The organism is Amycolatopsis sp. NPDC114484 (genome assembly GCF_055633755.1).
In genome coordinates this window covers 24,543-44,379 of the sequence record NZ_JBVKDQ010000005.1, presented here as the reverse complement: position 1 = coordinate 44,379, position 19,837 = coordinate 24,543, and the positions used below count along the sequence as shown (strand labels likewise).

At 70.1% G+C, this 19,837-nt stretch carries 19 protein-coding genes; 9 read left to right on the top strand and 10 right to left on the bottom strand.

All coding sequences use genetic code 11. From position 1 onward, the window contains the following. Nucleotides 1-13 precede the first annotated feature (13 nt). On the bottom strand, nt 14-655 hold the full coding sequence (locus ACZ7SW_RS15185; protein ID WP_470230998.1) for a DUF6875 domain-containing protein: 642 nt from the start codon (nt 653-655) through the stop codon (nt 14-16). Nucleotides 656-706: 51 nt separating this feature from the next. On the opposite strand from ACZ7SW_RS15185, the gene ACZ7SW_RS15180 reads away from it, so the two are divergent. Continuing rightward, a complete protein-coding gene (locus ACZ7SW_RS15180) occupies nt 707-1,846 on the top strand; it encodes a BTAD domain-containing putative transcriptional regulator (protein ID WP_470230997.1) in 1,140 nt (379 codons plus the stop codon). An 84-nt stretch (nt 1,847-1,930) separates the two neighbouring features. Here ACZ7SW_RS15180 and ACZ7SW_RS15175 read toward each other — a convergent pair whose 3' ends face one another. Beyond that, nucleotides 1,931-3,304, bottom strand: coding sequence for a cation:dicarboxylate symporter family transporter (locus ACZ7SW_RS15175; protein WP_470230996.1), 1,374 nt, complete (start codon nt 3,302-3,304; stop codon nt 1,931-1,933). 163 nt (nt 3,305-3,467) lie between these two features. On the opposite strand from ACZ7SW_RS15175, the gene ACZ7SW_RS15170 reads away from it, so the two are divergent. From ACZ7SW_RS15170 to ACZ7SW_RS15150, 5 genes are all read left to right on the top strand, one after another. Continuing rightward, entirely contained in the window at nt 3,468-5,072 is a 1,605-nt protein-coding gene (locus tag ACZ7SW_RS15170) for a sensor histidine kinase (protein ID WP_470230995.1), read from the top strand. Continuing rightward, nucleotides 5,069-5,737 carry a response regulator gene (locus ACZ7SW_RS15165; RefSeq protein WP_470230994.1) on the top strand — a complete coding sequence of 223 codons (669 nt, stop codon included), beginning with the start codon at nt 5,069-5,071 and terminating at the stop codon, nt 5,735-5,737. The genes ACZ7SW_RS15170 and ACZ7SW_RS15165 overlap by 4 nt, the downstream gene beginning before the upstream one ends. Nucleotides 5,738-5,823: 86 nt before the next feature. Next, nucleotides 5,824-6,591, top strand: a complete 768-nt coding sequence (locus ACZ7SW_RS15160; protein WP_470230993.1) for an SDR family NAD(P)-dependent oxidoreductase — start codon at nt 5,824-5,826, stop codon at nt 6,589-6,591. A 35-nt stretch (nt 6,592-6,626) separates the two neighbouring features. Next, on the top strand, nt 6,627-6,932 hold the full coding sequence (locus ACZ7SW_RS15155; protein WP_470230992.1) for a PadR family transcriptional regulator: 306 nt from the start codon (nt 6,627-6,629) through the stop codon (nt 6,930-6,932). After that, nucleotides 6,932-7,549, top strand: a complete 618-nt coding sequence (locus tag ACZ7SW_RS15150) for a hypothetical protein (protein ID WP_470230991.1) — start codon at nt 6,932-6,934, stop codon at nt 7,547-7,549. The genes ACZ7SW_RS15155 and ACZ7SW_RS15150 overlap by 1 nt, the downstream gene beginning before the upstream one ends. 22 nt (nt 7,550-7,571) lie before the next feature. Here the strand turns inward: ACZ7SW_RS15150 and ACZ7SW_RS15145 are convergent, their stop codons facing one another. From ACZ7SW_RS15145 to ACZ7SW_RS15110, 8 genes are all read right to left on the bottom strand, one after another. Further along, nucleotides 7,572-8,960 (bottom strand): beta-N-acetylhexosaminidase, encoded by a 1,389-nt coding sequence (locus tag ACZ7SW_RS15145; protein ID WP_470231299.1) that lies wholly within the window; start codon nt 8,958-8,960, stop codon nt 7,572-7,574. A 14-nt stretch (nt 8,961-8,974) separates the two neighbouring features. Continuing rightward, nucleotides 8,975-9,829 (bottom strand): carbohydrate ABC transporter permease, encoded by an 855-nt coding sequence (locus tag ACZ7SW_RS15140; RefSeq protein WP_470230990.1) that lies wholly within the window; start codon nt 9,827-9,829, stop codon nt 8,975-8,977. Further along, nucleotides 9,820-10,740 (bottom strand): carbohydrate ABC transporter permease, encoded by a 921-nt coding sequence (locus tag ACZ7SW_RS15135; protein WP_470230989.1) that lies wholly within the window; start codon nt 10,738-10,740, stop codon nt 9,820-9,822. Before ACZ7SW_RS15135 ends, ACZ7SW_RS15140 begins: the two co-directional genes overlap by 10 nt. A 3-nt stretch (nt 10,741-10,743) precedes the next feature. Continuing rightward, nucleotides 10,744-12,027 carry an extracellular solute-binding protein gene (locus tag ACZ7SW_RS15130; RefSeq protein WP_470230988.1) on the bottom strand — a complete coding sequence of 428 codons (1,284 nt, stop codon included), beginning with the start codon at nt 12,025-12,027 and terminating at the stop codon, nt 10,744-10,746. A 75-nt stretch (nt 12,028-12,102) separates the two neighbouring features. Further along, nucleotides 12,103-13,236 carry a lactonase family protein gene (locus ACZ7SW_RS15125; protein ID WP_470230987.1) on the bottom strand — a complete coding sequence of 378 codons (1,134 nt, stop codon included), beginning with the start codon at nt 13,234-13,236 and terminating at the stop codon, nt 12,103-12,105. A 31-nt stretch (nt 13,237-13,267) separates the two neighbouring features. Beyond that, nucleotides 13,268-14,659 (bottom strand): GntP family permease, encoded by a 1,392-nt coding sequence (locus ACZ7SW_RS15120; RefSeq protein ID WP_470230986.1) that lies wholly within the window; start codon nt 14,657-14,659, stop codon nt 13,268-13,270. After that, on the bottom strand, nt 14,656-16,251 hold the full coding sequence (locus ACZ7SW_RS15115; protein ID WP_470230985.1) for an N-acyl-D-amino-acid deacylase family protein: 1,596 nt from the start codon (nt 16,249-16,251) through the stop codon (nt 14,656-14,658). Before ACZ7SW_RS15115 ends, ACZ7SW_RS15120 begins: the two co-directional genes overlap by 4 nt. After that, nucleotides 16,251-17,549 carry an amino acid deaminase gene (locus ACZ7SW_RS15110; RefSeq protein ID WP_470230984.1) on the bottom strand — a complete coding sequence of 433 codons (1,299 nt, stop codon included), beginning with the start codon at nt 17,547-17,549 and terminating at the stop codon, nt 16,251-16,253. Before ACZ7SW_RS15110 ends, ACZ7SW_RS15115 begins: the two co-directional genes overlap by 1 nt. 162 nt (nt 17,550-17,711) lie before the next feature. Between ACZ7SW_RS15110 and ACZ7SW_RS15105 the strand changes: the two genes are divergently transcribed. From ACZ7SW_RS15105 to ACZ7SW_RS15095, 3 genes are read left to right on the top strand one after another with little or no spacing between them, the layout of a single operon-like run. Continuing rightward, nucleotides 17,712-18,653: a sugar kinase gene (locus ACZ7SW_RS15105; protein WP_470231298.1), complete on the top strand. Its 942-nt coding sequence runs from the start codon at nt 17,712-17,714 to the stop codon at nt 18,651-18,653. Next, nucleotides 18,650-19,408, top strand: coding sequence for an IclR family transcriptional regulator (locus ACZ7SW_RS15100; protein WP_470230983.1), 759 nt, complete (start codon nt 18,650-18,652; stop codon nt 19,406-19,408). The genes ACZ7SW_RS15105 and ACZ7SW_RS15100 overlap by 4 nt, the downstream gene beginning before the upstream one ends. After that, nucleotides 19,408-19,791 (top strand): RidA family protein, encoded by a 384-nt coding sequence (locus ACZ7SW_RS15095; protein WP_116204166.1) that lies wholly within the window; start codon nt 19,408-19,410, stop codon nt 19,789-19,791. The genes ACZ7SW_RS15100 and ACZ7SW_RS15095 overlap by 1 nt, the downstream gene beginning before the upstream one ends. Nucleotides 19,792-19,837: the final 46 nt, after the last annotated feature.

Sequence of the window (19,837 nt, the reverse complement as noted above, 5' to 3'; positions counted from 1 at the left end):
CGGTTCCCCGCCGCTACGGCCGGGCGACCAGTTCGGACAGCTGCGACCGGACCCGGGCCGGGATGGCGGGCGCGAACTCCGCGAGGTAGGCGTCCACGTTGTCCCGGCGGCCGGTGAGGAACGGAAGGTCGAAGGGAACCATGGTGCGCATGCCGAGCACCGGCAGCGGGGCCCGCAGCGGCCGGAAGTCGTCGTTCCACAGCCCCGGTTCGTCGCAGTGCGGGTGGAACTGGCCGATCATCAGGCCGCGGGAGACGAAGTCGCCCTGCAACCGCGCCTGCAGGTCGTTGAGCTCCGCGGGGTCGTCCCGGTCGAACCCGGGCAGCACGAGGACGATGGTGAGGTACGGCCGGTCCTTCTCGGCCAGCTCGGCGGAAAGCTCGGCGTGCCAGTCCCGGTACCGCAGGACCTGCTTCGCGGTGGCTTCGGCGTCCCCGGCCTCGACCCGGGCGAGGAAGAAGAGCGAACGGTCCATCGACGGCTTCGAGTACGGGCAGACCGGCCCGGTGCGGCCGAGTTCCGGGTGCCCCGGCACCAGGAAGTCCTTGCTCCAGCGGGCGATCTCGGCCAGTGCGTCGTCCGCCGCGGCCGGCGGCGTGCCGCCGTCGCTCGCGTCCGCGATGGACCAAAGCGTCAAGTCGTCGCGTACCAACATGATTGCCCTCGTTCCCCCGTGTACAGGACACCCCAGCAGGACGGTTCGGCTGTGTACTTTTCCCAGACTAGCGAAGAATTCCGGGGCGGAGCTGGACCGGAGCTGGATCGCGCCCGCCCGCCCGCGCGGCTCCCGGAACGGCCGCTGACCAGGGTGGACGCTGCTGAGCCTGCCGCCGGGGAAAGGCCGACCGGCAAGAGCGGAGGCAGTGCGGACGGCCGCGCGGCGCCCGGCTCGCCGTCGTTCGGCGAGGCCGTGCGCCTGCGGCGGGCGCGTGCCGGGATGACGCAGCAGGAACTGGCCGGGCTGGCCGGGCTGAGCGTGCGCGCCCTGCGCTACATCGAGCGCGGGCAGGTGCACCGGCCCCGGGCTGGCTCGGTGCGGCGGCTGGCCGCGGTCTTCGGCCTGGACCCGGACGACTGGGCGGCGCCCCGGCCCGCGCACCTGGCGATCCTCGGCTCGCTGGAACTCCGGCTCGGCGGTCGTCCGGTGGATCCCGGGCCGCGCAAGCAGCAATGCCTGCTCGCGTTGCTCGCTCTGAAGGCGGGGGAGGTCGTCGGCATCGGGGAGATCATCGACGCGCTGTGGGGCGACGACCCGCCCGCCTCCTGCCACAACCTGGTGCACACCCACGTCGCGAGATTGCGCAAGATCATCGGCGCCGACGCCGGTGCGCCGGGGATCGAGCTGCGGACCGTCGGCGGCGGGTACCGGCTCGTCGCCGGCGCCGACCAGTTGGACGCCGTCCGGTTCGGTGCGCTGGCCGACCGGGCGGGCCGGGAACGCGGGACCGCCGCCGAAGAAGCGCTTGTCCGAGCACTGGAGTGCTGGCGCGGCCCGGTCCTCGCCGGCCTGCCCGCTGGGATCCGCCGTCATCCGGCGGCGGTGGCACTCGCCCGGCGCCGGATCTGGGCGGTGACGGCTCTCGCCGACCGGGAGCTGGAAGGCCGCGGCGGGCCGAGAAGCCTGGCCGCGCTCCGGGAACTCACCGCCGAAGAGCCGTTCCACGAGGGCCTGCACGCCCGGCTGCTCCTGGTCCTCGCGGATACGGGCCAGCAGGCCGAAGCCGTGCGGCTGTACGGCGCGGTCCGCGCCCGGCTGGTCCGCGAGCTCGGCATCGAGCCGGGAGCGGAGCTGCGCGCCGCCCATCGGCGGGTGCTCCGTCAGGAAGTGCGGACCGGCCGGGGCTGACGCGCTGGGAGACGAAAGCGTGCCGTGGCGCGAGCGCGGGGGGACGCTCGTACCACGGCACGCTTCGCGGCCGCGCGGGTGACGCTAGGTCAGCGCGGCGCTCTTCTCCTGCTCGCGGCCGTCCCCGGGGGATGGGGCGGGTCCGGGCTCGTCGAGCAGGGTCGCTTCGTCGAACGGCGCCTGGCCGGCGAACACCCGCTGCGAGCGCTCCCGGTCGAATTCCTTCATCCACGATCCGATGAGGACGGTCGCGACCGCGTTGCCGGCGAAGTTCGTCAGTGCGCGGGCTTCCGACATGAACCGGTCGATGCCGAGGATGAAGCCGACGCCGTCGACGAGTTCCGGCCGGTGCGACTGCAGGCCGCTGGCCAGGGTCGCGATGCCGGCGCCGCTGACGCCCGCCGCGCCCTTCGAGGCGATGATCATGAACAGCAGCAAGGTGATCTGCTCGCCGAGCGCGAGCGGCTGGTCCTGCGCGGTGGCGATGAACAGGGTCGCCATCGTCAGGTAGATCGCGGTGCCGTCGAGGTTGAACGAGTACCCGGTGGGCACCGTGATGCCGACGACCGGCTTGCTGACGCCGAGGTGCTCCATCTTCGCGATCAGCCGCGGCAGTGCGGATTCCGAGGAGGACGTCGAGAGGATCAGCAGGAATTCGCGGCCGAGATAGCGCAGCAGGCTGAAGATGTTGACCCGCGCGCCGAGCCACAGCACCGCGCCGAGCACGCCGAACACGAACACCAGGCACGTCAGGTAGAACCCGAGCATGATCACCAGCAGGCTGCGCAGCGCGCCCCAGCCGGTCGCGCCCACCACCGCGGCGATCGCGCCGAACGCGCCCACCGGGGCGGCCCACATGATCATCGAGAGAATGCGGAACACGAGCCGCTGGATGTGCTCGATGCCGCGCAGGATCGGCTCGCCGCGCTTGCCGAGCTTCTGCAGCGCGAACCCGGCCAGCAGCGCCACGAGCAGCGTCTGCAGCACCTGGCCCTCGGTGAACGCGGACACGAAGGTCTTCGGGATGATCCCGAGCAGGAAGTCGACCCCGCCCTCGCCCTTGGCCTGCTGGTGCACCTTCGACACGTCGGCCGGGTTGAGGTGCAGGCCGCTGCCCGGGTGCAGCAGGTTGCCGACGACGAGCCCGATCGCGAGCGCGAACGTCGACATCACGATGAAGTAGACCAGCGCGGTGATGCCGACCTTGCCGACCTTCGCCGCCTTCGCGACCGAGCCGATGCCCAGCACGATGGTGCAGAAGATGATCGGCGAGATCATCATCTTGATCAGGTTGACGAAGCCGGTGCCCAGCGGGGCGAGGCTCTTGCCGACGGACGGCCAGAGCAGCCCGACCGCGACGCCGAGCACGACGGCGGCGATCACGGCCAGGTACAGGTAACGCGTGCGGTCGCGCTTGGGCGCGACCGCTGTCGCGTTCTCGGGGGTCGGTGTCGGCACCGTTGCCTCCAGCTCGGTGGGGGGAACGCGGGTCACTATGCGGGGCGGATATGACCGGCGTCACCGTTGTGTTCATTGAGTTCGCGGCGGGGCCGTCCGGTGTGGACTTCCCGGCAGCGGCGCCGGAGTGTTGCCGGACCCGCGCGTGTGCTGGTATGGGCGGGTGCCCCCGACACCTCGGATCCGGACGAGCCGCTGGAGCCTGGCCCGTCAGCTGCTGGTGCTGCAGCTGGCGATCCTGCTCGTGCTCGTCTCCGGCGGGATCACTATCGCCTATCTCGACGCCCGGCGCACGACGACCGACCGGGCCGGGGAGCAGTCGCTCGCGGTGGCCCGTTCGATCGCGGACGCGCCGGACGTCGCGCGGGCAGCGGCGACCGCCGACCCGGCCGCGACCCTGCAGCCGTACGCGCAACGGGTGCTCGTGGACACGCGAGTGGACTTCGTGACGATCATGTCCCCGCGAGGAATCCGTTACACGCACCCGAATCCGGCGTTGATCGGCCAGCGATTCCTCGGGCACATCGAAGCGGCGCAACAGGGCGGAGTGGTGTCCGAGACCTACACCGGTTCGCTCGGCCCGTCGGTGCGCGTGGTGGTGCCGGTGTTCGACGCGAACCGCCGCGTGGTCGCGCTCGTCGCGGTGGGCATCACGATCGCGGCGATCTCCGCCGAGGTGCAGGAGCGCGTCTGGCCGCTGCTCGGGGTCGCGGCGGCGGTATTGCTGGTAGGCGCCTGCGGGGGCTGGCTGGTGAGCGCTCGGCTGAAGCGGCAGACGCGCGGCATCGCCCCGGCCGAGCTGAGCAATCTCTTCGAATACCACGAAGCGGTGCTGCATTCGGTTCGCGAGGGGGTGCTGCTGGTCGGGCGCGACGGCGTGGTCGGGCTGTGCAACGACGGCGCCCGCACGCTCCTCGGGCTGAGCGGTAACCCGGTCGGTCAGCCGCTCGCCGACCTGGGGTTGTCGCCCGAGCTGACGGCGGCGTTCACCGCGCCGGAGAACCGCACCGAGGAACTGCATCTGACCGACTCGCGGGTGCTGGTCGTGAGCACCACGCTCGTCAGTTCCGGCGGTCGCGCGCAGGGCACCGTCGTGATCCTGCGCGACCACACCGAACTCCAGACGCTCACCGGGGAGCTGACCACCGCGCGCAGCCTCGCCGAAGCGTTGCGGTCGCAGGCGCACGAAGCCGCGAACCGGCTGCACACGGTCGTGTCGCTGGTGGAACTGGGCCGTCCCGAGGACGCGGTGGAATTCGCGACCGCCGAACTCGCGCTCGCGCAGGAGCTCACCGACCGCGTGATGACCGCGGTCGCCGAACCGGTGCTCGCCGCGTTGTTGCTCGGCAAAGCCGCGGAGGCGAGCGAGCGCGGCGTGGAGTTCACCATCACGCCGGACACGATGATCGACGACCTCGGCCCCGGCGTCGCCGGACGGGATCTGGTGACGATCCTCGGCAACCTGATCGACAACGGAATCGACGCTGTGGTGCGGGAATCCGGCGCGCGCCCGGCGGTGATGGTCACCGCGCGGTCCGAAGAGGACGGTCTGCTGCTGCGCGTCGCGGACAACGGGCCGGGCGTGCCGGAGGACGCGGTGGGGGAGATGTTCCGCCGGGGCTGGTCGACGAAGGCAGGCGACGAGCACGGTCTCGGGCTGGCGCTGGTGGTGCAGGCGGTCCGGCGCTACGGCGGCACCATTGACGTCGGACGGGACGGCGGCGCGGTGTTGACTGTGCGGCTGCCGAGGCAGGAGGTGTCCGCGTGATCCGGGTGCTGGTGGTGGAAGACGAACCGGTGGCGGCCGAGGCGCACCGGCTGTATGTCGAGCGGATGCCCGGATTCGTGGTCGCCGGGGTGGTGCATTCCGGCGGCGAGGCGCTGCGGTTCTGCGAACGCGAACCCGTCGACCTGGTCCTGCTGGACTTCTACCTGCCCGACACGCACGGCCTCGCGGTCTGCCGTTCGCTGCGCGCGGCCGGGCTGCCGATCGACGTCATCGCGGTGACGTCCGCGCGCGACCTCGCGCTGGTCAAGGCGGCGGTCTCGGCCGGGGTCGTGCAGTACCTGCTGAAACCGTTCACCTTCGCCTCGCTGCGCGACAAGCTGGAGCGCTACGCGTCGTTCCGGGAGGCGTCCGGCGAGGTCACCGGGCAAGCGGAGATCGACCGCGCGCTCGGCACGCTGCGCACCACCGAGGCCGCGCCGCTGCCGAAGGGCATGAGCGCGGAGACGCTCGACGCGATCACCGACGCACTGGCCGGGGCCGGCGAAGGCCTGTCCGCCGGCGGCGCGGCGAGCGCGATCGGGGCGTCCCGGGTCACCGCGCGGCGGTATCTGGAGTACTTGGCGGACAACGGATTGGCCCAGCGCGAACCGCGATACGGGCAGGTCGGGCGACCGGAGGTGTGGTACCGGCTGAAGCCTGGCTGAGCCCGTCAGCGCTTCGTGCGCGCACGGTAAGCGGGCGCCCCGAAGGTGTGGACATCGAAGTTCACGCCACTCAAGGGGAGCAAGAAATGACGCAGAAGATCGCACTGGTCACCGGCGGCAGCAAGGGCATCGGCCGGGCCGTCGCGACACGGCTAGCCCACGATGGCGCACTGGTCGCCGTGCACTACGGCAGCGACGAAGCCGCGGCCAAGGACACTGTCGCGTCGATCGAAGCCACGGGCGGGCAGGCTTTCGCGGTGCAGTCGACGCTGGGCGTCGAGGGGGACGCGGCGACGCTGTACGACCGTCTCGCGGCGGAGTTGCGCGAACGCACCGGTGAAGTCGCTCTCGACATCCTGGTCAACAACGCGGCCACCGGCGCGGGCTCGATCACCACGGCGACGCCGGAGGAGTTCGACCGGGTCTTCGCGGTCAACGTGAAGGCACCGTTTTTCTTGGTGCAGAAGCTGTTGCCGGTGTTTCGGGACGGCGGCCGGATCGTCAACATCTCGTCGGCGGACACGCGCATCGCGCTGCCGTTCGAGCTGGCCTACAGCATGACGAAGGGCGCTCTCGACGTGTTCAGCCGCAGCCTGGCGCAGGAACTCGGCCAGCGGGGGATCACGGTCAACGGCGTCGCCCCCGGCCCGACGCCGACCGACCGCACGGCGCACCTGTTCGCCGATGAGCGGATGCGCGCGGGAATGGCGGGCGCGTCCGCGCTCCGGCGAGTGGCCGAACCGGCGGACATCGCCGATGTGGTCGCGTTTCTGGCCTCGGCGGACGCGCGGTGGGTCACCGGGCAGGTCCTGGACGCGACCGGCGGGACCTTCCTCGGGCCGGTCGCCGGCTAGTTGAGGGCTTGCGCGACATAGGTCATACTTGGCTGATGCGCGTAACGCACGCCCTGGTGCAGCTGGCCGCTGCGCTCATGGCCGCCCCCGAGGACCGGCACTGGGGCTACCGGCTGTCGCGAGCTTCCGGAGTCCGCTCCGGCGCGATGTACCCCCGGCTGACCCAGATGCTGGCCGAAGGCTGGCTGGAAGACGGATGGGAATCGGTCGAAGAGGCCGACGGCCGCCCGCCCCGCCGGTATTACACGCTGACCGGGAAGGGGAAGGCCGAACTGGGCGCGCTGCTCGAACGGGCGGCCGCCGACGAGAGGTTCCGCGGCGTCCGGCTCGGGTGGGCCTGATGGACGAGCTGGCCGGACACGTCGCGACCTGGGGTGCCGGCACGCTCGTCCTGACTGCCCTGGTCTTCGGGTTCTTCCCGGTTTTCGCGGTGAACCTGCTGGCCAGGGTCTACCCGAAAGGGCATCCGCGGCGGGCGGAACTGGTCGCCGAACTGCACGACGTCCCGCGGCGGGAACGGCTGATCTGGGTTGCCGAGCAGTTCGCCACCGTGCTGTTCGACGGTGTGCCGGAGCGGGTGCGGGCGCGTCGGCGCGGCGCTTCCGTCGAACGGGAGCGCCGGGAATTCCAGGAACTGACGGCGGCCGAGCAGATGGAACGGCTGCGGATCCTGATCGCGAGGCTCCGCAGCTTCGGCAGTGACGACCTCATGTCGGAGGAGATCGTCGGCATCACCGCCGGGAAAGCGCGGTTCTCCGGCGACCTCTCGGGGTTTTCCGGGGAGATCGTCCAGGTCCACGTGCGAGCCCACCGTCGGCCGGGTTTCGAGCCGTCGCCGGACTGGCCGAAGATCGGCACGGTCCCCGCGAGATCGTGGTACCGGCCCGCCTACAGTTCCCGGCTTCTGCACCGCGCTCCGCGCCCGGCCGGCTTCGTGAAACCGGGCGGCCCGGCCTGAAACAGGCCGAGCCGCCCGGGGCTCAGCGCGGCCGTCCCGGCGCGTCCGGCCGGGTCTGCCACGGACGCGGGCCGTCGAGCGGCCGGTACTCCACGCCGAGCGCGTCCAGCCTCGGCAGGTGGTGGTCCCGCAGCCGGGGCAGGAACTCGGCGTAATCCCGGGGGCCGCTGCTCCACGCCACCTCGGCGAACGCCGACAGCCGCGGGAACGCCGCGTAGTCCGTCCGCCGCACGGTGTCCAGGTGCTCGGACCACAGCTGCGCCTGGACCCCGCGCACGCCCGGCCCGGATTCGGGCTCGAAACCGTAGAAGTGCTCGAGATCTTGCAGGTAGCCGACCGGGATCGGTTCATCCGGGTGGTCGCTTTGCCGGTGGTCGAGGTACACGCCGTCCTCGGGGCAGAGCACCACCTCGTGCCCGGCCTTCAACGCCAGCGAAGCCCGTTCGCGGTCCTGCCACACGCCGATCACCATCGCCGGCAGATCGCCGCCGTCGAGGACCTCGTCCCAGCCCATCGGCGTGCGGCCGCGGGTGACAAGGTGGTCCGCGATCGCCCGGACGAACCGGTGGTGCGCCTCGGTGACGCCGGGCACCTCGTCGCCGCCGAGCGCGACGACCGGGGACGGGAAGATGTCCAGCACGTGGTCGAAGACCGCGCGGAAGAAGTCCAGAGTGGACTCCGACGGGTCGAGCAGCGAGGTGCTGATGCCCCAGGAAGTCCAGACCTCCCAAGGGGTCTCGGTGGCCGGGCCGAGTTCCGGGTACGCCGTGATGGCGGCCCGGGCGTGCCCGGGAATGTCCACTTCGGGCACCACGGTGACCGACCGGCTGGCGGCGTACGCGACGATCTCGCGCAGATCGTCCACAGTGTAGTAACCGCCGTGCGGACGGCCGTCGCGTTCCGGTCCGTCGTGCCTGCCGACCATCGACGATTTCCGCCAGCCGCCGACCGACGTGAGCTGGGGGAACTCCGGCGTCTCGATCCGCCAGCCCTGGTCGTCGGTGAGATGGAGGTTCAGCACGTTGAGCTTGTGCGCGGCCAGCAGATCGATGAACCGCAGCACCTCCGCTTTCGTCCGGAAGTGCCGGGACACGTCGTAAAGGCAGCCGCGCCAGGCGAAGCGCGGGTGGTCGGTGATCGTCCCGCACGGCAGCTCGACCGGTCCATTGTGGATCGAAGCGGCACGGAACGCGTCCGGACCGGCCAGCTGCCGCAGGGTTTGGCGGCCGTAGAACTCGCCCGCGGCGTCGGCCGCGTCGAGGGTGACGCCGTCCGGTGCGATCGTGAGCCGGTAGCCCTCCGCGGGGAGATCCGCGACGGTCCGCACCTCCACCGGTGCGGGCCACGGGCAGACGCCGGGCGCCGCCTCCGCGGACACCGGGCGGGGGAGGAGCGTGTCGAAGCCGGGCATGGGCATCCCTTCGGTCATCCCTTCACCGCCCCGGCCGTCCCGCCGATGAGCCTCCGTTGCACCAGCACGAAAAACACCAGCACCGGGATCGTCATCAGGGTGGACGAGGCCATCACGGCGCCCCAGTCGGTGTCCTCCGGTTTGAAGAACACCAGGATCGCCTGCGGCAGCGTCTGGTTCTCGGTTTTGGAGATGATGAACGTCTTGGCGAACAGGAAGTCGTTCCACGCGTGGATGAACGCGAGCACGCTCACCGCCACGAGCCCGGGGGCGACGAGCGGGAACAGGATCTGCCAGGTGAACCGCATCCGCGACGCACCGTCCAAAGTGGCCGCTTCCTCCAGTTCGACCGGCACCGCGGCGACGAACCCGCGCAGCATCCAGATCGCGAACGGCAGGCTGAACGCCAGGTGCACCAGCACGAGCGAGCCCAGTTCGTTGAGCCCGAACGCCGGCACCGCCCCGCCGACCGAGCGCATCAGGAAGAACAGCGGAATGGTCAGCGCTTCCACCGGGACCATTTGCGCGACCAGGATCATCACCAGGAGCATTCCGCGCCCGCGGAACCGGAATCGCGTCAGTGCCACCGCGGAAAGGAACGACAGCACCAAGGACAGCAGCACCACGACCACCGCGACGGCGAGGCTGTTGAGGAAGAACCGGCCGAATCCGGAAACCGTGAGCACGCGCCGGAAACTGTCCAGCGAAGGCGCGAACGTCCACGGTTTCGGATGCGCCGACTGGATCTCGCCCGCCGGTTTGAACGCGGAGAGCACCATCCAGTACAACGGGAACGCGACGACCCCGGCGATCACCACCGTCACGATTTCGGCGACGAGCCGCGCGGGGCGGCGGATTTTCACAGCCATGCGGCACTCCGGCGCTGGGACCGGACGTAGAGCCCGGTGATCGACAGCAGCAGCAAGGTCATCACGACCCCGATCGCGGAGCCGAGCCCGTATTCCTGCCCGGCGAACGCCTGCTGGTAGGCGTAGACGTTCAGGATCAGGTTCCGCCCGGCGATGCCGCCGCCGTTGGTCATCACGTAGATCTGGGTGAACACCTTGAAGTCCCAGATGATCGACTGCACAGTCGCGATGGTGAGCAGCGGCCGCACCGCGGGCAGGATCACCGACCGCGTGGTGCGCCAGACCGAGGCGCCGTCGAGCGCCGCCGCCTCCAGCGTTTCCTTCGGCACCGCGCTGATCCCGGCGTACATGGTGACCATGACGAACGGGAACGAGCACCAGATCACCTCGGCGGCGACCAGCCCGAACGTCCCGAAGGTGCCGAACGTCCAGGAATGGTGCTCCATGCCGGTGAACCCGATGCCCGACAGCACCTCGTTGACGAGGCCGAAATCGGTGTCGAAGAGGAACAGCCAGACGTACGAGCCGGCGATCGCCGGGGTCGCCCACGCGCCGAGTGCCGCCAGGAACAGCAGCATGCGCGGCAGCGCGCGGATCCGGCTCGCCAGCACGGCCAGCGCCGTGCCGACGACCAGGCTGCCGATCACGCAGGCCGCGGCGAAGCCGACCGTCTTGCCGAGCACCGTCCAGAACTGGACGTCGGCGAGCAGGGCGACGTAGTTGTCGAGGCCAAGGAACACCAGCGGGGCCGCGCCCGCCGCCTGCGGCTGGCCGTAGTCGTAGAGCGAGATCACGACCAGCTGGTAAATCGGGTACACCAGCAGCGCGGCGAGCAGGATGCCCGCCGGCAGCAGGTACAGGAGGGCCGCGCGGCCGTCGCGGCGGACGGTCGCGGAACGGACTGCGGCCACGGGTCAGCCGAAGTTCTTGTTCATCGCCGCGGCGGCGTCGGCCAGCGCGGCGTTCGCGTCCTTGCCGCCGGTCGCGATCTGCTGCACGGCGGTGGGCAGCACGTTCTGGCTGTCGATCTTGGACCAGGCCGGGGTGGCGGGCACGAACTTCGTGCCAGCGGTGAGGGTGTCCACAAAGGCCTTCAGCGTCGGGTCGCTGGCGGCGAGCTTCTTCTGCACCGACGCGAGGGTGGGCAGGTTGCCCATCGCGGCGTACATCTTTTCCTGGTACTTGATTCCGGCCAGCAGTTCGGCGAACTGGACCGCGAGACCGTGGCGCTGGCTCGCGCCGAACACGCCGAGCAGGTTGCCGCCGGCGAACGCGGGGGCGACCGAGTTCGGGGTGGTGCCGGGCAGCGGCATGATCGCGTACTTGCCCTTCACCGCGCCCTTTTCGACGGCCTTGCGGTTGAAGTCGCCGCCGATCACCATGCCCGCCTTGCCGCCGGCGAACGCGGTGACGCTCTGCGTGCCGGTCAGGTTGGCGCACGCGGCGGGCGGGCAGATGTCGTCCTTGATCAGATTCGCGTACGCGGTGACCCCGGCCTTGGCCTGCGCGGAATCCACAGCGGACGTCCACTTGCCATTGTCCTGTTTGGCCAGATCGCCGCCGTTGGCCCAGATGAACGGCAGCATCGCGTAGGTGTACTTGCCGCCGGTGGCGATGCCGTACAGATCCGGCTTCTTCTCCCGGATCTTGCGCGCGTCGTCGGTCAGTTCGGCCAGCGTCGTCGGCGGCTTGAGGCCGAGTTCGGCGAACACGTCGGTGCGGTAGTACAACGCGCGGATGCCGGTGTACCAGGGAATGCCGTAGATCTTGCCGTTCGCCTTCGCGGTGTCCACAACGGACGGGAGCAGGTCCTTGCCGTCCGACCAGTTCGCGATGTCCTTGGTGAGATCGGACAACGCGCCGGTCTGCGCGTAGCTGGAGACGTCGGTGTTGCCGAATTCGGCGACGTCGGGGGCGTTGGACGGGTCGTTGAACGCGCCGGAGAACTTGTCCGCGCGGCCTTCGACCGGGACCCACTGCACGTCGACCTTGACTCCGGCGTGGCCGGCCTCGAACTCGGTGATCGCTTCCTTGACCGCGGCCTCCTTCGGCGCGCGGTTCGCTTCGTCGAACAACCAGACCCGGAGCGTGCCGTCGGTTTGGTTCCCGCCGGAGGCGGCCGGGCCGGATTGGGTGGGCGCACACGCGGCGAGCAACGCCAGCGTGGCGACAGCGGGCAGGACAGAACGCAGCTTCATCGGTGACTCCTGTCGCGGGGACCGGTCGGAGACCGGAAAAGACGGGACTGCGCGGCGTGACAGCCCCGGTTTTTCTCAGACGAAGAAGACAGAGTTGACGTTCGGCACCGCGAGCGAACCCGCGGACTTGCCGGGCAGGCCGGTGGCCGGGTCGCGCGGCAGCCAGGTGACGGTGCCGGAGCGCTGGTTCGAGACGTAGAACCACTTCTCGTCCGGATCGAGCGCGAGGTGCCGCGGCCAGTTGCCGCCGGACGCCGCCGAGGAGACCAGGGTGAGCCCGGCTCCGCCGTCGGCGACGGTGAAGGTGGCGATGGTGTTGGGGCCGCGGACGGTGGCGTAGACGAACTTTCCGTCGCGCGACACGGTGATCTCGCCGGGGAACAGCTCGCCGGTGCTGCCCGGCGGAACCGCGGGCACCACCGCGATCGGCTTGAACGTTCCGGTGGCGGAATCCCAGCTGGCGACGGTGATCTCCGGCCGCAGTTCCTGGGCGACGTAAGCGAATTTGCCGTTCGGGTGGAAGGCGAGGTGGCGCGGTCCGGCGCCGGCGGGAAGGGTGATCTGCTTGTGCAGCTTCAGTTTCCCCTTGCCGGTGTCGAACGAGTAGACGTACACCGAGTCGGTGCCGAGGTCGACCGCGAGCACCCATTTGCCGGACGGGTCGGTGACCACCTGGTGCGCGTGCGGCTCCTTGCCCTGGTGCTGCTGCAGGTCGGTGGCCGCGCCGAGCTTGCCGCCGGGCTTGATCGGCAGCACGACGACGCTGCCGGAGTCGTAATTTGCGGCCAGCACGTACTTCTGGCTCGGGTGCACCGAAAGGTGCGTGGGCGAGCCGCCCTTCGAGGACGTCGACCCGAGCAGCTTCGGCCGGGCCGGGTCGGAGATGTCCAACGCGGACACCGTGCCGGTCTCCGCGCCCTCGTTCTCATTGGTGACGTACAGGATCCGGCCGTCGCGAGTGCGGTCGAACCAGGAGACGTCGGTGAGCTTTCCGACGGTGCGCACCGGCGTGAGCGCGGGGCTTCCCGCCGCTCGCTGGGTGACGTCCAGCCCGTGGCCGGCCGGTGCGCTGCTGGTGTAGCTGCCGACGTACACTGTCGCGGCCGCGCGGGGCCGGGGTGCTGCCGTGGCGAGCTGTGCGCCCACCACGGCGGCGGCCCCGGCCGCGCCGACCGCGCCGACGAACGTGCGACGGGAAATCTCGGTCATCGAATACCCCCGGAACATGTGCCGATGTGGTTCAGACCAATGCCATCACCAATGCTGCCACACCGAAACCGCTCAGGGAAAGGACTGTTTCCAAAGCCGTCCAGGTTTTCAGGGTCTGGGTCACGGTCAGCCCGAAATACCGGGACACGATCCAGAATCCGCCGTCGTTCACGTGCGAGGCGATGATCGACCCGGCCGAGATCGCGACCACCAGGAGCGCCAATTGTGCTTGCGAATAATGCAGTTCCAGCACCGTCGGCGCGACGATGCCGCTCGTCGTCACGATCGCGACCGTCGCCGAACCCTGGGCGATGCGCATGCCGCAGCTGATGATGTAGGCCGCCAGCAGCACCGGAAGCCCGGCGTCGCCGAGGGAACCGGCCACCGCCTTGCCGATCCCGGTCGCCGACAGCACCGCTCCGAAGAACGAACCCGCGCCGACCACCAGAAGAATCATCGCGACCGGGCGCAGCGCGTTCGCCGAAAGCTGGGCCAGATCCGCGCCGCTCATCCCGCGACGGCGGCCGAGCAGCCACGACGCGAGCAGGGTCGCGATGGTCAGCGCGATGGCCGGCGTGCCGAGGAACGCCGCGATACCCGCCCCGGTGGACCCCTTGGGCAGCAGGATGCTGCCGAACGTGCCCACGAGGATCAGCATCAGCGGCACCGCGATGATCCCGCCGACCAGCTTGAGCGACGGCGCGGGGCCGTCCTGCTCGCCCTCTTCCCCGGCGAGCTTCGCGAAATCCTCGGCCAGCGGCACGTCGACCCGCTTGCCGATCCACGTCGAGTACAGGATGCCGCCGATGAACCAGGCCGGGATGCCGCAGACCGCGCCCATCAGGATCAGCCAGCCGAGATCCACGTGCAGCAGTCCGGCCGCGGCGACCGGTCCCGGATGCGGCGGGATGAAGGCGTGCGTGATGGAAAGCCCGGCCAGCAACGGCATCGCGTACAGCACGATCGACCGGCCGCCCTGCTTCGCCGCGGCGTAGACCAGCGGCGCGAGCACGAAAATGCCGATGTCGAAGAACACCGGGATGCCGAAGATCAGCCCGGAAAGACCCATGGCGAGCGGAGCGCGTTTCTCGCCGAACGTCCGCAGCAGCGCCGCGGTGAGCACGCGCGCGCCGCCGGATTTCTCCAGGATCGAACCGAGCAGCGTGCCCAGCCCGATGATCGCCGCGATGTGCCCGAGAATGCTGCCGAAGCCCTTCTCCAGCAGCGAATCCGAGGTTTTCTGCGCGGTGCCGACCAGGGTGCCGACCGGCACGCCCGCGGCCAGTGCGGTGAGCAGGCCCACCACGATCAAGGCGATGAACGGTTCGACCTTCACCTTGATGATGAGGAAAAGCAGCACCGCGATGGACACCGCGGCCAGCGTGAGCAGGCCGGCCGTGCTGGTCTGCAGCCAGTGAATCATCGTCGACTCCCGGGATGGCGAAGGGAATGCCCGGCGAGCGCGCCGGTGGGGGATCCGTCTTCGAGGGCGGCGACGCCGTTGACGAAGACGTGGGAGAGGCCCGCGGCGGGCTGCCGCGGATTGTCGAACGTCGCGGTGTCGGCGACCGTGTCCGGGTCGAACAGCACCAGATCGGCCGCATGACCGGGCCGGACGAGGCCCCGGTCGGACAGCCCCAGCCGCCGTGCCGCGCGCCCGGTGAGGTGCGCGACGCAGTCGGCCAGTTCGAGAACGCCCAGTTCGCGGACGTAGCGCGCGAGGTACCGCGGGAAGGTGCCCCACGCGCGGGGATGCGGCCGCGCGCCGACCAGCAGGCCGTCCGAGCCGCCGGTGTGCGTGCGGTGCCGCATGATGGCTTGCACGTTTTCCTCGTGGCCCACGTGCATCAGGCACGAGGTGCCGAGCTTTTCGTCGATCAGCGTGTCGAAATACAGTTCTGCCGGGGGTTTCTCGTTCTTGCGCGCGGAGGCGAGGACGCTGTGCCCCACCAGCGCGGCGTTCTCCTCGCGGCGGACGCCGTTGATTTCGATGGCGTCCCAGTCGATCGGCACGCCGTGCGCACCGTCCGAACCGGACTCTTCGATCTCCGCCCGGATCCGTTCGCGAGTGTCCGGATCGGACAGCCGGGCGAGTGTCGGTTCGAGCCCGCCTTCGGTGGACCAGCTCGGCAGCAGTGCCGACAGGTAAGTCGCGCCGGGCAGGTACGGGTACGTGTCGAGGGTGATGTCGCAGCCGTCGTCGAGCGCGTTGTCCAGCAGCCGCAACAGATCCGGTGCTTTGCCCTTGTTGACGGAGAAGTTCATCGTCGCGTGCGCGAGGTGCAGCGGACAGCCGGAGCGGCGGGAGACGTCGACCATCTCCGCGAACGCCTCCAGCGCGCCCGCGCCGTAGCTGCGGTGGTGCGGGCTGTAGTAGCCGCCGCGCTCGCCGACCACGCGGCACAGCTCGACCAATTCCTCAGTGGTCGCGTACATCCCGGGCGTGTAGGTCAGCCCGGACGAGAGCCCGAACGCGCCTTCCGCCAGCCCGGTCGCGACGAGTTCCTGCATCCGGGCCAGTTCGGCGTCGGTGGCGGGCCGGTCTTCCCAGCCCACCACGAGCATCCGCACAGTGCCCTGCGGGACCAGGTACGCGGCGTTCGTCGCGATGCCCTGGTCGAGCCGGTCGAGGTACTCGCCGACGGAGCGCCAGTTCCAGTCGAACCCGGCCGGGTCGTCGTTCCATCCGGCCAGCTGCTGGCGCAGGCTCGCGAGCACTTCGTCGTTGACCGGCGCGTAGGACAGGCCGTCCTGGCCCAGCACCTCGGTGGTCACGCCCTGGCTGATCTTCGCCAAGTGGTCTGGGTTGGCGAGCACTTGCAGGTCGGAATGCGAGTGCATGTCGATGAAGCCGGGGGAGAGGACCAGCCCGGTCGCGTCGAGCACGCGCGGCGCGGTCAGTTCCCCCGGCGCGGCGACGTCGGCGATGCGGTCGCCGGTGACGCCGACGTCGCGAATTTCCAGCGAGGCCCCGGTTCCGTCGGCGACTCGGGCGCCGCGGATCACGAGATCCATCAGAACCACGTCCGCACGAAGTCGACCACTGTCTCGCCGTCGCTGTCCACGACCGGCAGCAGCGACCACTTGTCGAACGTCGTGCACGGATGCGACAAACCGAGCCGGATCCAGTCGCCGACCTCGACCGGCGATCCTTCCGGCAGTTCGAGGAACGCGTGCTGGTCATTGAGCTTCGGGACGGTGTGCCCGGTCAGCTCGGTGACCACGCCCTCCTTGCGCAGCAGTTGCGGCTCCGGCATGCCTTCGTCGTACGGCAGGTCGCGTTTGCCCGCGGTGAGCAGCGCCAGCTCCGGAGTCGGCTTCGACGTGACCTGCGCCCACGCGTGCAGCGCGGGACGGAAGCTGTCGACACCAGCGATGCGCGGGTGTTCGCCGAGCGGCGAGATCTCGCGGTAGAAACCGTCGTCGTGCGTCAGGTATGCGCCGCTGCGCAGGATCGGAACCACTTCGAGACCGTCCGGCCACGGCTTGGTCAGCTCGTCTACCACGCGGTCGAAGTACGCGCTGCCGCCAGCGGTGACGTACACCGGACCGTCGGCGAGCAAACCCTTCTCCGCGAACGTAACCGTCGCGTCGCGGAGACTGTCCACATAGGAACTGATCTTCGCCAGCGCCGCTTCGTCGGTGTGGTGCGAAAGCGCGCCTTCGTACCCGCCCGTGCCGCGCAGCCGAAGCACGGGGCTTTTCGCCGCAGCCGCGGCGACGGCAAGCGCAGTCGCCGCGTCGCGGACACCGGTGCGGCCGCCCTCGCCGCCCAGCTCGACTAGCACATCGACGGGCCGTTCGGCACCGGCGAGCGCTTCGGTCATCAGCTCGACGCTGCGCACCGAGTCGACCCAGCAAACGAACTCGAAGCCCGGATCCGCCGCCAGCTCGCCGGCCAGCCAGCGCAGCGCCGACGGGTCCACGAGCTGGTTCGCCAGCAGGATCCGCGGCACGCCGAACGCGCGGTAGATCCGCACGTGCCCGGCGTTCGCCGCGGTGATGCCCCACGAGCCGTGCTCCAGCTGCCGGGCGAACAGCTCCGGCGCCATCGTCGTCTTGCCGTGCGGCGCGAGCGCGATCCCGCGTTCGGCGCACCAGCGGGCCATGGTGGCGAGGTTGTGCTCCATCGCGTTCGCGTCGAGCACCACGAACGGACCGAAGAAGCCGTCGTCGAAGAGCTTGGCGCGGCGGGATGCGGCTTCGTCGAGCGTGAGTCCGGACAGTGCCGGGGGGAGTGCGCGGAAGCGCCAGTCGATCCGTTCGCCGCGCCCGGCTCGGACGGCGGCGGTGAGAGCGGCGTTGCTGTTCATCGGGGACCTCGGTTGCGTATCTTGCAACGGACGTTGCGCAAAATGCGTTGCCTAGGTGTAGCATCCGGGTGGCCACAGGTCAACGGGGAAGGAACGTCAGTGACCAGCAGTTCGACAGCGTCGCCCGGAGTACCGCCCGAAGTGCTCTGCATCGGCGAGTCGATGGCGTTGTTCGTGCCCGCCGAACCCGGCCCGCCGGACGAGGTGCGCACCTGGCTGCGCTCCATCGGCGGCGCGGAATCGAACGTCGCGTGCCACCTGCCCGCGCTCGGCGTGCCGAGCGGATGGGTGAGCGCGGTCGGCGACGACCCGTTCGGCCGCGCGCTCGTCCGCGAGATCGCTTCGGCGGGCGTGGACGTGCGCGGCGTCGTAGTCGACCCGACGCGCCCGACCGGGCTGTACGTGAAGGAAAGCGGCGCGGGCGGCAGTCCGGTCCGCTACTACCGCTCGGGTTCGGCCGCGTCCGGAATGGGCCCGGAACTGGTGTCCCGGCTGGACTTCTCCGGCGTTCGCGTGCTGCACCTGTCCGGGATCACGCCCGCGCTTTCGGACAGCTGCCTCGCGCTCGTCCGCGCGCTGCTCGACCGTCCGCGCGGCGACCTGCTCGTGTCGTTCGACGTCAACCACCGCCCCGCGCTGTGGACCGGCCGCGACCAGTCCGTGCTCGCGGAACTGGCGGGGAAGGCCGATCTGGTGCTGACCGGCGACGACGAGGCGGAACGCGTGTGGGGCACCGGCGATCCGGTGCGGCTGCGCGCACTTCTGCCCGGCCCGCGCACGCTGGTGGTCAAGCACGGGGAACGAGGCGCGACGCTCGTCGAGGGTTCGGCCGAACCGCTGTTCTCGCCCGCGCTTCGCGTGGACGTGGTCGAGCCGGTCGGTGCGGGTGACGCCTTCGCCGCCGGATTCCTGGCCGCGACTCTGCGCGGCGCCGATCCGCTGACCAGGCTCCGGCGCGGTCATCTGCAAGCCGCGGCGACACTGTTGACTCAAGACGACGTCGGCGTGCCGCTGGCAGACGCCGTCGTGATGAAGCTGGTGCGGGCGGACGCCGACAGCTGGGGTTCGGTCCGGCTCACCGGAGAAGGAGTGGTGGCCACGTGAGCCAAAGCCTCGACCGCGCGCTGACGCTGCTGAGCGGTCTCGCCCGCGGCGGCAAGACGCTCGACGAGCTGGCCGAAGAGATCGGCGTGCACAAGACGACTGTGCTGCGGCTGCTGCGCACCCTCGAATCGCACCATTTCGTGCGGCGCGAAGGAGTTCGCCACTACCGGCTCGGCAGCGCGCTTTTCGACCTCGCCAACCAGGCGCTGGAGGACCGCGACGTCCGGCGCAGTTCGCACGACGCGCTCGCCGAGCTGAACCTGCGCACCGGGCACACCGTGCACCTGGCGTCCTATGAGGACGGCGAGGTGGTGTACATCGACAAGTTCGAGGGGCACCACGCGGTCCGGATGTACTCGCGGGTCGGCAAACGCGCGCCGCTGCACTGCACCGCGGTCGGCAAGGTGCTCGTCGCGGCGATGCCGCGGGCGAAACGCGAGGAGATCGCCCGCGCGATCGACTACGTCGTGCTCACCGCCAACACCATCACCACGCCCGAGGCGTACTTGGCCGAACTGGACCAGGTCGCTGAGCGCGGGTACGCGGTGGACAATGCCGAGCACGAGGACTTCATCCACTGCATTTCCGCGCCGGTGCGCGGCGCGGGCGGCGAAGTGCTCGCCGCGGCGTCGATGTCGGTGCCGAAGGTGCTGCTGGACTACGAGGGGCTGCTGGCGCTCGTGCCCGAGCTGCTGGCCGCCACCGGGAAAGCTTCCGTCCACAGTGGATGGACGGGGAACGGAAAGGGGCAATGATGGGCAAGACGGCGATCACCAGCGAGAACGCGCCGAAGCCGCCGGCGAACTTCTCGCAGGCCGTCCGCAAGGGGAACATCCTGCAGGTCGCCGGCGCGGTCGCGTTCGACCCGGCCACGAACGAGATCGTCGGCGACGACGTCGTGAGCCAGACCCGGCAGGTGTTCAAGAACCTCACCGCGCTGCTCGAAGAAGCGGGCTCGAGCTTCGCGGACGCGGTGATGGTGCGCGTGTACCTCACCGACACCAGCCACTTCGCCGCGTTCAACGAGGTCTACAACGAGCTGATCGGCGAGGCCCCGCACGCGGCCCGCACCACGGTGTACGTCGGGCTGCCCGCCGGTCTCCTGGTCGAGATCGACGTGCTCGCCGTGCTCGACTGACGCTGCCTGTGGTCGGTGAAGGGCTCTTCGAGGGAATCAGCTTCCC

Coding starts and splice junctions, on each gene's coding strand:
- ACZ7SW_RS15185 (WP_470230998.1), bottom strand. CDS start 655: ATGTTGGTACGCGACGACTTGACGCTTTGGTCCATCGCGGACGCGAGC.
- ACZ7SW_RS15160 (WP_470230993.1), top strand. CDS start 5,824: ATGACGCAGAAGATCGCACTGGTCACCGGCGGCAGCAAGGGCATCGGC.
- ACZ7SW_RS15155 (WP_470230992.1), top strand. CDS start 6,627: ATGCGCGTAACGCACGCCCTGGTGCAGCTGGCCGCTGCGCTCATGGCC.
- ACZ7SW_RS15150 (WP_470230991.1), top strand. CDS start 6,932: ATGGACGAGCTGGCCGGACACGTCGCGACCTGGGGTGCCGGCACGCTC.
- ACZ7SW_RS15145 (WP_470231299.1), bottom strand. CDS start 8,960: ATGCCCGGCTTCGACACGCTCCTCCCCCGCCCGGTGTCCGCGGAGGCG.
- ACZ7SW_RS15140 (WP_470230990.1), bottom strand. CDS start 9,829: ATGGCTGTGAAAATCCGCCGCCCCGCGCGGCTCGTCGCCGAAATCGTG.
- ACZ7SW_RS15130 (WP_470230988.1), bottom strand. CDS start 12,027: ATGAAGCTGCGTTCTGTCCTGCCCGCTGTCGCCACGCTGGCGTTGCTC.
- ACZ7SW_RS15125 (WP_470230987.1), bottom strand. CDS start 13,236: ATGACCGAGATTTCCCGTCGCACGTTCGTCGGCGCGGTCGGCGCGGCC.
- ACZ7SW_RS15120 (WP_470230986.1), bottom strand. CDS start 14,659: ATGATTCACTGGCTGCAGACCAGCACGGCCGGCCTGCTCACGCTGGCC.
- ACZ7SW_RS15115 (WP_470230985.1), bottom strand. CDS start 16,251: ATGGATCTCGTGATCCGCGGCGCCCGAGTCGCCGACGGAACCGGGGCC.
- ACZ7SW_RS15110 (WP_470230984.1), bottom strand. CDS start 17,549: ATGAACAGCAACGCCGCTCTCACCGCCGCCGTCCGAGCCGGGCGCGGC.
- ACZ7SW_RS15105 (WP_470231298.1), top strand. CDS start 17,712: ATGGCGTTGTTCGTGCCCGCCGAACCCGGCCCGCCGGACGAGGTGCGC.
- ACZ7SW_RS15095 (WP_116204166.1), top strand. CDS start 19,408: ATGGGCAAGACGGCGATCACCAGCGAGAACGCGCCGAAGCCGCCGGCG.